Source organism: Massilia cavernae, from assembly GCF_003590855.1.
GTDB classification, from domain to species: domain Bacteria; phylum Pseudomonadota; class Gammaproteobacteria; order Burkholderiales; family Burkholderiaceae_D; genus Telluria_A; species Telluria_A cavernae.
The window spans coordinates 14,128-27,566 of record NZ_QYUP01000091.1 but is presented as its reverse complement, the minus strand read 5'-3'; the positions used below and the strand labels follow the sequence as shown (position 1 = coordinate 27,566).

Annotated in this window: 8 protein-coding genes; 2 read left to right on the top strand and 6 right to left on the bottom strand. The window is 66.3% G+C overall.

Features of this window, described 5'->3' with window-relative positions; translation table 11 throughout:
- On the top strand, window positions 1-2,158 hold a 2,158-nt coding region (locus tag D3872_RS09570; RefSeq protein WP_119810557.1), incomplete at its 5' end, for a winged helix-turn-helix domain-containing protein.
- Window positions 2,159-2,179: 21 nt separating this feature from the next.
- Here the strand turns inward: D3872_RS09570 and D3872_RS09565 are convergent.
- From D3872_RS09565 to D3872_RS09545, 5 genes are all read right to left on the bottom strand, one after another.
- On the bottom strand, window positions 2,180-2,887 hold the full coding sequence (locus D3872_RS09565; RefSeq protein WP_119810556.1) for a histidine phosphatase family protein: 708 nt from the start codon (window positions 2,885-2,887) through the stop codon (window positions 2,180-2,182).
- 15 nt (window positions 2,888-2,902) lie between these two features.
- On the bottom strand, window positions 2,903-3,706 hold the full coding sequence (locus D3872_RS09560) for an enoyl-CoA hydratase-related protein (protein ID WP_119810555.1): 804 nt from the start codon (window positions 3,704-3,706) through the stop codon (window positions 2,903-2,905).
- A gap of 33 nt (window positions 3,707-3,739) precedes the next feature.
- Window positions 3,740-4,522, bottom strand: coding sequence for an SDR family NAD(P)-dependent oxidoreductase (locus D3872_RS09555; protein WP_119810554.1), 783 nt, complete (start codon window positions 4,520-4,522; stop codon window positions 3,740-3,742).
- Between the two features lie 88 nt (window positions 4,523-4,610).
- Complete coding sequence (locus D3872_RS09550) at window positions 4,611-8,072, bottom strand: pyruvate carboxylase (RefSeq protein WP_119810553.1); 3,462 nt, start codon at window positions 8,070-8,072, stop codon at window positions 4,611-4,613.
- A 143-nt stretch (window positions 8,073-8,215) separates the two neighbouring features.
- A complete protein-coding gene (locus tag D3872_RS09545) occupies window positions 8,216-8,407 on the bottom strand; it encodes a hypothetical protein (RefSeq protein WP_147373846.1) in 192 nt (63 codons plus the stop codon).
- Between the two features lie 230 nt (window positions 8,408-8,637).
- On the opposite strand from D3872_RS09545, the gene D3872_RS09540 reads away from it, so the two are divergent.
- Window positions 8,638-11,292, top strand: a complete 2,655-nt coding sequence (locus D3872_RS09540) for a winged helix-turn-helix domain-containing protein (RefSeq protein ID WP_119810551.1) — start codon at window positions 8,638-8,640, stop codon at window positions 11,290-11,292.
- 3 nt (window positions 11,293-11,295) lie between these two features.
- Here D3872_RS09540 and D3872_RS09535 read toward each other — a convergent pair whose 3' ends face one another.
- The gene (locus D3872_RS09535) at window positions 11,296-13,416 is read right to left on the bottom strand and encodes a molybdopterin-containing oxidoreductase family protein (RefSeq protein WP_119810550.1); all 2,121 of its coding nucleotides are present in this window, start codon (window positions 13,414-13,416) and stop codon (window positions 11,296-11,298) included.
- Window positions 13,417-13,439 lie beyond the last annotated feature (23 nt).

The window sequence follows — 13,439 nt, the reverse complement described above, 5'->3', positions numbered from 1 at the left end:
CGGCCAGCTGGTGGAAGTGGACACAGAGCACTTGCGCTTCTCGCTTGCAGAAACCAGCGAGTTCCTCAGGCTGCGCGAGCAGGGATTCTTGCAGGCCGAAGCGCTGGAGCGCCTGCATGGCAAGACCGAAGGCTGGGTCGCAGCACTGTGGCTGGCGTCGCTCACACTGGCGCGGCGCGGCGCGGACAGCGATTTCATCGACCGCTTTTCCGGATCGAACCGCGCCGTCGCCGACTATCTCGCCGAAGATGTGCTGTCGCACCAGCCGCAGGAGATTCGCGAGTTCCTCATGCGCACCAGCATCCTGCGCCACCTGAATCCCTCACTGTGCCAGGCCCTGAACCCGCACCAGAACACCGACGGCATCCTGGCCCGCCTCGAAGCGGCCAGCCTGTTCCTGGTCCCCATCGCGGCTGAAGAACATTCCTATCGCTATCACAGCCTGTTTTCCGACTACCTGCGCGCGCAACTTGCCCTTGAGCAGCCGGACGAACTGGTACAGCTGCATCTGGCAGCTTCCGGCTGGTACGAGTCGCACGGCAGGTCGGTGCCCGCCATCGACCATGCCATCGAGGGTGGCGCCCACGCCCATGCGCTTGCGCTTGCGCTGTTGTCGTCCCGCGTACACGAATTTCTCGAGCAAGGCCGCATGCACCTGCTGGCGCGCTGGTTCGATGCCATACCCGAGGCTTTGCTGGGCGAGCATCCCCTGTTGCAGGCAGCCTCGGTCTGGGCGTCGTGCTTCACCCGCGGCCCATGGGAGGCAATGACCCAGCTCGAACGCTCCGGCTGCGAACGGAGCGGCGACCCGGCCGTGCTCGCCAACGTGTACGCATTGCGGCCGCTGCTGCTGGCAATGATGGACCGCTACGACGAGGCTTACGCCGCGGGGCGCGCAAGCCTGCAGCACCTGCCGAGCTGCAATCCGTTCGCCGACGGCGTACTGACCAACGCGATGGCCCATATCCTGTCGACCATGGGGGAGAACGCCGAAGCGCACCGGCTGATCGACATGGCCCGGCGCGGCACCGCCGACAGCGCCTTCAACCGCATGTATTCGGATTCGCTCGAGGGCGTGCTGGACGTGCAGCAGGGCCGCCTGCGGCAGGCCACGGCGCGCTTCCGCATGGCCGTCAGCGCGGGACACTCGACCTCGCACAACCATACGAATGGCAATGCGTGGGCCGGCGTGCTGTTTGCCGAAGCCACCTACGAGGCGAACCAGCTCGACCAGACCGAGCACTTGTTGAATGTCTACCTGCCGCTGGCGCGCGATGTCGGCCTGCCCGATCACATGATCAGTTGTCACCTGATGCTTGCACGCATCGCTTTTACCCGCGGCGACATCGACCAGGCTTTCGAGCAGCTGATCAAACTCGAATATCTTGGCCAGCACCGGCAGCTACCGCGGGTGGTGGCCAGCGCCAGGCTGGAACGTTCGCGCCTGATGCTCATGCAGGGCAATGGCAACGGCTCCCGCCACGAACTGCAACGGGCAGACGACCGCGCCATCTGGGTCCGGGTGCGCGGCCACCGCCAGCTCGCCCACGACCTCGACTACTTCGAACTGGCGCAGCTGCGCTGGGACCTGCACTTCGGCGATGCCATCGCGACAGCACCGCGCGTCCTTGCCGAACTCGACGCGGCGCGCGCGCTGGGATTGAACCGGCGCGCCCTCAAATTGCAGGTGCTGCACGCCCTGGCCCTGGAACGCGCGGGAGACTCTACCGGAGCCGTCGCAGCCATGCGCGCAGTGCTGCAGCAAGCCTGTCCCGAGGGCTTTGTGCGCCTGATTCTCGACGAGGGCCCCGGCGTCGGGCCGCTGATCCTGCAGGTCCATGCGAACGCAACGGGGCTGCAGCACCAGCACAGCACCCCGATCTTCCTGGAATACCTGCAGCAGCTGCTGGACGTGATCGGCCCGCTTCCGGGCCTGCCAGAGTCGGCCAGTCCGGTCATGCTGGAGCCGCTCACGCGCAAGGAGGACCGCATGCTGCAGCTGCTGGCCGAAGGCTACTCCAACAGCGCGATGGCGGAAAAGCTGTTCGTCTCGGACAGCACGGTGCGTACCCACTTGCGTAACATCAACATGAAACTCAATGCGCAGAGCCGCACCCAGGCCGTGGCCATTGCGCGCCGCCTGCAACTGATTCGCTGATCCACGCGCGCCAGCGTGCGTTCAGCGATAGCTGACCGATCCGGGCTGGCCCCACCATTCGAGGTGGGCGTAGTTATTGAGGTAGCCGAGTGCAAGCTTGCCTGGCCGATAGAAAATCTTCGTGACCGCGCTGTTGACGAATGTCCAGCTCAGTTGCGCCGTGTGCCGGTCGTCCAGGCCCAGCAAGCCCTGGCACAGGCAGCCGATGGTGCCGCCGGAAGTAAATACAGCGATATTCTGCGACGGGCCTGCGCTTTCGAGCAGGCGCTGCAGCGCGCCTGCGCAGCGGCTGCGAAATTGCGGCCATGGCTCGCCGTACTGGGCATCATGGTCGCCGCCGATCCAGCGCCCCACCGCCGCTTCATGAATCGCCTGGTAGGCCTGTTTCGGGTTCTCATGCGTGGCCAGGAAACGCTGCACGGCGCCAGGCTCGTCGAACTCGGGCCGGTGGCGGATCAGGACCTCATGATGGTCGTATTCGTCGAACCCCGGTTCAAGCTGCCATGCAGCTTCCGGCGGGGCGGACTGTCCCAGCCCCTCCATGCAGGCCGCTGCCGTTTGCCGGTGCCGTTGCATGCCGCCGACCACGACGCGATCGAAGCGCTGGCCCTGCCCGGCGAACCATTCGCCCAGCACTTTGCCTTGCTGCCTGCCCAGCGCCGACAAGGCGTCGTAGTTATCGCTGCCGAACGATGCCTGGCCATGGCGAATCAAGTAGATCTGCCCCATCTACGCCTTTTCCCGCTATGCGGTGCGGACAGCGAACACTGGTCCGCGTTTTTCGAGAAAGGCGTTCACCCCTTCGGCGAACTCCGCCCGGTCGAGCAGCTCGCGCTGGCGTTCGGTCTCGTAGCTCAGTTGCGTTACCAGGGGGTTGCGAGTGCCGGCATCGAAGGCCCGGCGGATCTCGAGGGCGGCATTGGCAGGCAGTGCGGCCAGGCGGCGTGCCAGCGCCAGTGCCGCCGGGCGCAGTTCGGCATCGTCGACCACCGACCACACCATCCCCCATTCCAGCGCCTGTGCGGCCGAGACGCGTTCGTCGAGCAGCGCCATCGCGATCGCGCGCGAACGCCCTGCCAGGCGCGGCAGGAACCAGGTGGCGCCCATGTCGGGCACCAGCCCCAGGCGCGGCATGAACGGCAGATAGAAGTAGGCCGAGCGCGCCGCCACCACCACGTCGGCGGCCAGCGCCAGGCCGACCCCGGCGCCCGCAGCGGCGCCGTTGATGGCGCTGATCACCGGCACCCGCAAGGCATGCAGCTCCTCGATCAGCCGGTTCGTCACCGCTTCCATGTAGTCGGCAAAACGGTTGCCGAGGCTGTCGCCGCCCGCGTCGCCTGTGCTTTTCAGGTCGGCGCCGACGCAAAACCCGCGGCCTTCGCCGGTCAGGACCAGCGCCCGCACGCCAGGATCCCCGCGGACCTGCGCCAGTATCTCGCGCAAGCCGGTTTGAAGGTCCGCGCTGAGCGGGTTGAGCTGGGCGGTGTTGATAAAAGTGACGACGCCTATGTCGCCATCGCGCTCGAAACGGATCGCCGGATTAGCCATGGGATGCTTTCCTTGTGGTTGCTGGCGGCCGCTTCAGCGGGGCGCCATGCGGATCGCGCCGTCCAGGCGTACGCTCTCGCCGTTGAAATAGGCATTGGTCACCATCTGCTCGACCAGCGAGGCGAACTCGCTCGGATCGCCCAGCCGCCGCGGGAACGGCACCGAGGCCGCCAGCGCCTCCTTCACGTGCTCCGGCGCCGCCGCCAGCAAGGGCGTACTGAAAATGCCGGGCATGATGGTATTGACGCGGATCCCTTCGGACATCAGGTCGCGCGCAATCGGCAAGGTCATGCCGACCACGGCCGCCTTCGAGGCGGCATACGCCGCCTGGCCGATCTGGCCATCCTCTGCCGCGACCGATGCCGTATTGAGGATGACGCCGCGCTCGCCGTCCTGCAGCGGCGCCAGGGCCAGCATGCCGGCGGCCGACTTGGCCAGGCAGCGGAAACTGCCGATCAGGTTGATCTGGATGATGCGTTCGAAGTCAGGCAGCGGAAAGTGCTTGATCGCGCCACTGGCCTTGTCGCGGCTGGCCGTCTTGATCGCGTTGCCGGTGCCGGCGCAGTTGACCAGGATGCGCTCTTGCCCGTGTGCCGCGCGGGCCCTGGCGAAGGCGGCGTCCACCTCGGCTTCGGAGGTCACGTCGACCTTGCAGAATACGCCGCCAAGTTCGGCGGCGAGTACTTCGCCCTGCTCGGCGTTGAAGTCGAACAGCGCGACCTTGACGCCCTGCGCGGCCAGCACGCGGGCGGTGGCCGCGCCGAGACCGGAGGCGCCGCCCGTGATAACGGCAGAAATGGCTGATGTGAGATGCATGGCGATATCCTATGAATGGCGGTGAAAAAAGTATAGGAAACCGGGCCGTTGCGCGCATCGTCGTAAGCGACGAAGTTGGCGCCGCGCGCTACTTGACGAAATCGACGAGCAAGTCCTTGGCGTTGACCATGGTCCCCGGCTTGACGTACACGCGGCCGGCCACGCCATCGCGTTCGGCGCGCACCATGGTTTCCATCTTCATCGCTTCAATCGATACCAGCGGGTCGCCTTTCGCCACCCGCTGGCCCGGCTGCACCGCCACCGTGACCACCATGCCGGGCATGGGCGCACCCACCTGGCTGGGATCGCCCTGCACGGCCACCGGAAGGCCCTGTGCGGTGGCGGCGCCGGGACGATCGATGCGGATCAGGCGCGGCTGGCCGTTCAGTTCGAAGAACAGCTTGGTCTGGCCCTCCTCGGGCAGCTCGACCTGCCCTTGCAGGCGGACGATCAGGGTCTTGCCTTTGTCGATCTCGATCGACGCTTCCTCGCCATCCCTGAGTCCATGGAAGAACACCGGCGTCGGCAGCACGCTGACATCCCCGTAGATGGCGCGGTGGGCTGCGAAATCGGCAAACACCTTCGGGTACATCAGGTAGGAAGCGAGTTCGCGGTCGTCGAGCGGTGCGCCGACCAGCTCCCGGGCCTCGCGCCTGGTGCGCTCCAGGTCGACCGGCGCCATGCTGGCGCCGGCGCGCCCGGGCAGCGGCGTGGCGCCGTCCAGGACGCGCCTGGACAAGGCCGCCGGAAAGCCTTCGGACGGATAGCCCAGTTCGCCCTTGAACAGCGAAATCACCGATTCGGGAAAGTCGATCCGCTTGTCCGGATTGCCCACGTCGGCGCTGTCCAGGTCGTTGGCGACCATGAACAGCGCCATGTCGCCCACCACCTTCGAGGTGGGCGTGACCTTGACGATGTCGCCGAACAGCTGGTTCACGTCGGCGTAGGCGGTGGACACCTCGTCCCAGCGGTGCGCCAGCCCCATCGCACGGGCCTGTTCGCGCAGGTTGGTGTACTGCCCGCCCGGCATCTCATGGCGGTACACGTCCGAGGTGCCCGAGCGGATGTCGGCCTCGAACGGCGCATAGCCGCGGCGCACCTCCTCCCAGTAGGCGGACAGCGAGATCATCGCCTTGCGGTCGAGCCCCGGGTCACGGTCGGTATGCGCCAGCGCCGCCGCCAGCGCGCCCAGGCTGGGCTGCGACGTCAGGCCGCTCATCGCATCCATGGCACCGTCGACGGCGTCGCAACCGGCGTCGATCGCCGCCAGCACGCTGGCGCCCGAGATGCCGCTGGTGTCATGGGTGTGGAAATGGATCGGCAGGCCGACTTCCTCCTTGAGCGCCTTGACCAGCGCATGGGCCGCGCGCGGCTTGCACACGCCGGCCATGTCCTTGATCGCCAACACGTTCACGCCGGCCCGTTCGAGCTCCTTTGCCATCTTTACGTAATACTGCAGGTTGTACTTCGGGCGGGCCGGATCGAACAGGTCGCCGCTGTAGCAGAGCGCGCCTTCGCACAGTCCGCCCGCATTGCGCACCGCGTCGATCGCCACCCGCATGTTCTCTACCCAGTTGAGCGAATCGAAGACCCGGAACACATCGACGCCGGCGCTGGCGGCCTGCTTGACAAAGTATTCGACGACGTTGTCGGCGTAGTTGGTATAGCCGACCGCGTTCGAACCGCGCAGCAGCATCTGGAACAGGATGTTCGGCACCTTCTCGCGCAGCAGCGCCAGGCGCTCCCACGGGTCTTCCTTCAAGAAGCGCATCGCCACGTCGAAGGTGGCGCCGCCCCAGCATTCGAGCGAGAACAGTTCGGGCAGCATGCGCGCATAGTACGGCGCGATGGCGAGCATGTCGGCAGTGCGCATGCGGGTGGCGAACAGCGACTGGTGCGCGTCGCGCATGGTGGTATCGGTCAGCAGCACGCGCGGCTGCTCGATCATCCATTGCGCAAAGCGCTCGGGACCGAGTTCGAGCAGCTTGTCGCGCGAGCCCGGACGCGGTGCGCTGCTGCGCTCGACCTGCGGCAAGGGGGCGTGCGCCCGCGCCGCGGCGGGCGCGGCCCGGCCTTTCATCTCGGGATTGCCGTTGACCGAGACCGTGCCGATGAAGCGCAGCAGGCGCGTGGCCCGGTCCTGGCGCTTGCTGAAGTTGAACAGCGCGGGGGTCGAATCGATGAAGCGCGTGATGCATTCGCCGCTGCGGAACTGCGGATGGTTGACCACGTTTTCGAGAAATTGCAGGTTGGTCGCTACGCCGCGAATCCTGAACTCGCGCAAGGCGCGGTCCATGCGGGCGATCGCCTCGTCCGAGGTGGCCGCCCAGGTGGTCACCTTGACCAGCAGCGAATCATAGTAAGGCGTGATGACCGCGCCCGAATAGGCGGTGCCGCCATCGAGCCGCACCCCGAAGCCGGCGGCGCTACGATAGGCGATCAGGCGGCCGTAGTCGGGCGCGAAGTTCTTTTCCGGGTCTTCGGTGGTGATGCGGCATTGCAGCGCGTGGCCGTTCATGCGGATGCCGTCCTGCGCCGGCACGCCCGCCAGGTCGTCCGGCCCGCTGCCGATCGATGCGCCTTCGGTGATGCGGATCTGGGCCTTGACGATATCGATGCCGGTGATCTGCTCGGTCACCGTGTGCTCGACCTGGATGCGGGGATTGACCTCGATGAAGTAGAACTGCCCGGTATCGGCGTCCATCAGGAATTCGACGGTCCCGGCGTGGGTGTAGCCGACGGCGCGCCCCAGGCGCAGCGCGGCCTCGCACAGGGCGGCGCGCTGGGCGTCGTCGAGGTAAGGGGCCGGCGCCCGTTCCACCACCTTCTGGTTGCGCCGCTGGACCGAGCAATCGCGCTCGAACAGGTGAACCAGCGTGCCATGGCAGTCGCCCAGGATCTGAACCTCGACGTGGCGCGCGCGGCGCACCAGCTTTTCGAGGAACATCTCGTCGTTGCCGAAAGCGGCCGCCGCCTCGCGCCTGGCCGGCCCCAGCTGGGCCTCGAGATCGGCTTCGCTCTCGATGGCGCGCATGCCGCGCCCGCCGCCTCCCCAGCTTGCCTTGAGCATCAGCGGGTAGCCGATTTCGGCCGCGATGGCCTTGACTGCCGCCAGGTCCTCCGGCAAGGCGCCGCTGGCGGGCATGACCGGCACGGCGGCGCCGACGGCCGCATGGCGTGCCGCCACCTTGTTGCCCAATGTACGCATCAGATCGCCCCGGGGACCGATAAAGGCGATCCCCCTGGCCAGGCAGGCGTCGGCAAAGTCCGGATTCTCGGACAGGAAACCATAACCCGGGTGGATGGCGTCGACGCCCGCTTCGACGGCGATGCGCAGGATGTCGTCGATGTCCAGGTAGGCCGCGATCGGCTTTTTGCCCTCGCCCACGAGGTAGCTTTCATCGGCCTTGAAGCGATGCAGGGCAAAGCGGTCTTCCTGGGCATGGATCGACACCGTGCGGATGCCCAGCTCGGCGGCGGCGCGCATCACCCGGATGGCGATTTCGCCGCGGTTGGCGACGAGGATTTTCTTGATGGCGAGGTGAGGCATGAGCAGGTCCGGATCCGATGATGAATGAGTCTGCTCACTATAATTGCGCCGCCCGTGGCCAGCGTCGTCGGAACGGACGATCCGGTCCATCCCTGGCCGTGGCGGCATCGCGGGTCGCGTGCCGCGGCGCGCGGACGGCGGGATCAGCGGGCCGCGCGGGCGAACATGGTAGTGAAGTCCACTGCCCCGCTCGGTCGGGGGTGTCCCCCGGCATGCTGTGGTGCGCCTTCCGGCCTGGAGCGCGGCTCGGCCATGGTTCCTTGCGATTCGGTCAGCTCGTACACGGCCAGGATACTGGCGAGCAATGCGCCATACTTCAGTGATGTGTTCATCATGGTCTCCACAGGCAGCTTCTCCGTGCCGGGGGCATCGGGATGGCTTTTCTTTAACACTACAACACGACGCCACCGCCGGCCTCGTCGGTTTGGACGATATTTACGCCAAGCCCATTTGCTGCATTCGGCTTATAATTAAGCTACGAAAACAATATCTTGCCTTCCATTTTGGGAACATCGCGCCAATCCGGAAAGGGTCATCCAATACCGCGCAATGAGACTGATCACTGATGCAATCCGTGTCCAGCACCGCTTTTTTCGCCAGCAAGATCAGTCCGCCTGGCATCCCGGCAGAGCAAGTGTTACGTCCGACGCTGTGCAAGCAGATATGCCATGCAAGCGCCGCCAAACTGGTGCTGGTGCGTGCGCCTGCCGGTTTCGGCAAGACCAGCGCGATGGCCGAGGCGCGCGCCCAGCTGGAACAGTCCGGTGTCGACACCGCCTGGCTCACGCTCGACCGGGCCGACAACGATCCGTCGCGTTTCCTGGCCGGCCTGGCCGTCGCCACCAGGCACCTGAAGCCGGACCCGGACGCGCCGCTTGCGCCCCTCGACACCATCGCGCTGCTGGCCTCGCACAGCTCGCCCTTCGTGCTGTTCGTCGACGAGTTCGAGATCATCCGGGAGCCGGCCGTGCTTAACCTGGTCCGCGAGATCATCGCGCACCTGCCGCGCCGCAGCAAAATCGTCCTCGGTTCGCGCAGCCTGCCCGACCTGGGCCTGGGCCGCCTGCGCGCCCAAGGGCAACTGATGGAGATCGACACCGAGCACCTGCGCTTCACGCTCGCGGAAACCAATGATTTTTTCAGGCTGCGCCAGCAGGAGCCCTTGCCGGCGGAAGCATTGTCGCGGCTGCACGGCAAGACCGAAGGCTGGGTTGCCGCATTGTGGCTGGCCTCGCTTTCGCTGGCCCGGCGCGGGGCCGACAGCGATTTCATCGACCGCTTTTCCGGCACCAACCGCGCCGTGGCCGACTACCTGGCCGAAGACGTGCTGTCGCAGCAACCGGAAGAGATTCGCGACTTCCTCCTGCGCACCAGTATCTTGCGCAACCTCAACCCCTCGCTGTGCCAGGCACTCAATCCGCACCAGAACACGGATGGCATCCTGGCCCGGCTCGAAGCGGCCAGCCTGTTCCTGGTGCCGATCGCCACGGAGGAGAACACCTACCGCTATCACAGCCTGTTTTCCACTTTCCTGCGCGCGCGCCTGGCGCAGGAACGGCCCGACGAGCTGTGCCGCCTGCACCAGGCGGCCATGGAGTGGTACCAGGCGCACGGGCGGCCGGTGCCGGCCATCGATCATGCGATCGAGGCCGGCGACTACCCGCGCGCCCTCGAACTATTGTCCTTGCACGCCAATGGCTTCCTCGAGCAGGGGCGCATGCACTTGCTGGCGCGCTGGTTCGCCGTGATACCGGAAACCTTGCTGCGTGACTATCCCCTGCTGCAAATCGCGGCAGTCTGGGCCGCCTGCTTCGCGCGCGGCCCGCAGGAGGCCATGGACCTGCTCGAACGCTCAGGCTGCACGCGCAGTACCGATCCCGTCATCGTTGCCAATGTGAACGCGTTGCGCCCCCTCCTGCTGAACCTGATGGATCGCTTCGAGGATGCCTACAGCGCCGGCCGCGACAGCCTGTCCCGCCTGCCGAGCGCCGACCCGTTTGCCGACGCCGTGCTGACCAATGCCATGGCCTACATCGTCGCGGCGATGGGCGAGCACAAGGAGGCGCACCGCCTGCTCGACGTGTCGCGTCATTTGCTGGGCAACAGCTTCTTCAACCGCATGTATTCCGATGCGGTCGAGGGCATGCTGGACCTGCACCAGGGCCGGCTGCGGCAAGCGAGCGCACGTTTTCGCATGGCCCTCAGCGCCACCCACTCGTCCTCGCACACCCTGGCCAGTGGCAACGCACTCGCCGGCGTGCTGTATGCCGACACCAGGTACGAGGCGAACGACCTGGCCCAGGCTGAGCACTTGCTCAACGTCCACTTGCCGATGGCGCGCGATGTGGGCATGCCCGATCACATGATCAGCTGCCACCTGATGTTGGCACGCATTGCGTTTACCCGCGGCGACATCGACCAGGCCTTCGAGCAGCTGATCAAGCTTGAATACCTGGGCCAGCGCCGTCAATTGCCGCGCGTGCTGGCAAGCGCACGGCTGGAGCGCTCCCGCCTGCTGCTACTTCAGGGCAATGCGCGCGCCTCGCGCGAGGAACTGGTGCGCGCCGACGACCGCGCCGTCTGGGACCGGGTGCGCCCTACCCAGTTCCCCCATGATCTCGAATACATCGAGCTGGGCCAGCTGCGCTGGGAAGTCAGCTTCGGCGATGCGGCGGCGGCGGCGCCGCGCTTGCTGCAGGCAATCAAGAATGCACGTTCACTGGAATTGCATCGGCGCGCGCTCAAGCTGCAGGTCCTGTACAGCCTGGCCCTGGCGCGCACGAATTCCCCCCTTGCCGTCGAGACCATGCAGGATGTCTTGCACCAGGCATGCGAGGAAGGCTTCATGCGCCTGATCCTGGATGAAGGCATGGCGCTCGCCCCGCTGGTCCACAAAGTACATGCCCGTGTCACCGATCAACAGGGGCGCCAGGCCGATCCGATCTTCCTGGAATACCTGCAACGCCTGCTCGATGTACTCGGCCCGTGCATCGGCATGCCGGAGCTGGTCCCGGCGGAGATGCTGGAGCCGCTGACGCGCAAGGAGGAGCGGGTACTGCATCTGCTTGCCGATGGTTATTCCAACAGCGCGATTGCCGAAAAGCTGTTCGTGTCCGACAGCACGGTACGCACCCACCTGCGCAATATCAACATGAAGCTCAACGCGAACAGCCGCACGCAGGCGGTGGCCATCGCGCGCCGCCTGCAGCTGATCCGCTGACATTCAGCCCAGCCTGAGCACCTCGACCGGGATGGCCGTCATGATGGGCATGCCGTTGATGGACTGGTAACCGGTATCGGATGCGACCAGGCGCGAGGTCGACTCCGGGATTTGATGCTCGTCGTCGCTGCCTGCACCCCAGCAATGGGTGACCGACACCATGCCGCGCCGCAGCGTCGGATCGCAGCGCGCGATAGCGGTAACGCGGCCTGTGGCCGACACCACCGCCACCTTCTCCCCATCGGTCAAGCCAAGCTGCGCGAAATCGTCGGGGTGCAGGAAGGCAGGGTTGTCGGGAATCCGCGCGCGGCTCTTTGCGGCATCGGTCAGGCCCGAGTTGACGAATTCACGCACGCGCCGCACCGTCAGCAGCAGGCCCGGGGCGCTGGCCTGCTCCAGGGTGGCGGCCACTGCCGCGATCTCGTCCAGCACATCGGCCGCCGCCAGTTCAAGCTTGTCGGTCCATTCGGGACGAGGCGGCTGGACAAAGATCTTCCCGGCATCGAAAATCGCACCTGCCGGCTGCGCGCGCACCTCGTCGAGCGGCACCCTGCTCCCGAGCGCAATCGCAGCCAGCACTTCTTCGGTCGATGGCGCCGGCGCGGCGCTGCACACGAGATTACCAAGCTGCATCGGCCCCCCCATGCGGCGCGCTATCTCCCAGAAAAATTTCCAGTCATCGATCAGCTGCGAGCCCGCCGGCGCCGCGACCACCGGCGTTGCGTAGCGTGCATAGGGCTGCTGGAACATCGCCTCCAGGAAGCCCGTGTGGTCGTGCCGCTCGAACGCCAGCGTGGGCGCGATCACGTAATCGGCCAGCTTGGCCGTGGCCGACAGGCGCGGATCGATCGTCACCAGCAGCTCCAGCGCGCCAAGCGCCGCAATGGCCTTGGCCTGGTCGGGCAGCGCCACGGCGGGGTTGCCGCCCAGGCAGATCAGCGCCTTGATCTGGCCGCTCCCTTCCAGCAGGATTTCGTCGGCCAGCTCGGCCGACATCATTTGTCCGAATATGCGTCCCAGCCCGAGCCGGCGCGAACGCGGCCCCGTCAGCCAGGAGCGCTTGGGCGGGCTGACGTCGGCGTGGCGCGCCACAAAGGGCTGCAGCACGCCCGGATTCGGCACTTCGTCGCCTTCGCGCAGGTAGCGGCCGCACAGCACGTTCAAGCATTGCACCAGGTGTTCGGCGATGTTCGAGTGGGGGCCCATATTCGGCCCGGTACCGCTGCCGGCCATGCCGCGCCTTCCTTGCTGCGCAAAGATGCGCGCGGCCGCGACGATATCGTCGGCATTCACATCGGCCCGCCTTGCCGCAGCCTCGGGCGTAAACGGCGCCAGCGCGGCACGCAGTTGCGCGATGCCGTCCACATGGCGGTCGCAGAATGCCTGGTCATACCACTTCTCGCGCAGCACGACGTGGACGATGCCAGCCAGCAGCGCGGCATCCTCGCCCGGCCGGGGCTGCAGGAACAGGTCGGCCTGCAGCGCCGTTTCCGTCCGGCGCGGATCGATGACGATCAGCTTCATGCCACGCACCCTGGCGTCGCGCAAGGTCTTGGTGGGGTTGGTGTGGCCAAAGCCCGAGGTGCTCGGCCCTCCCATGACCGACACCAGCGGATTGGTACCGATCAGCATCCACACGTCGGCCTGGTCGAAACGCTGCGGCCCGCCGTTGAACACGCCGATCCGCTCGCTTGCCACCCATTTCGCCGACTGGTCGATCGTCATCGTGCCGAACAGGCAAGGCGTGTCGAGCGCCGCCGCAAAGGCGGTTGCCGCAGGCGCGTTGACGGCGCTGAACCAGGCTTGCGTGCCCAGGAAGATGCCAACCGCGCGCGGCCCGTGCTGGTCGACGATAGCCTTGAGCCTGGCAGCGATCTGGTCGAGCGCATCGTCCAGCTCGACCGGCGCCAGGGCGCCGCTCGCATCGCGCCGCATCGATTGGCGGAAGCGTCCCTGTCCGTACAGCAGGTCCGTATTTTGCACCCCTTTGATGCAGGTGTATCCGCGCGTCACCGGATCGTTGCGATCGCCACGTACGTCGACCGCGCGGCCGTCCTCGATCGTCACATCGACGGCGCAGAAGCCGGGACAAATCCTGCAGTATGTCTTTTTGATCTCAGTCATGGAGTCCGTCCGGCAGAGAGCGC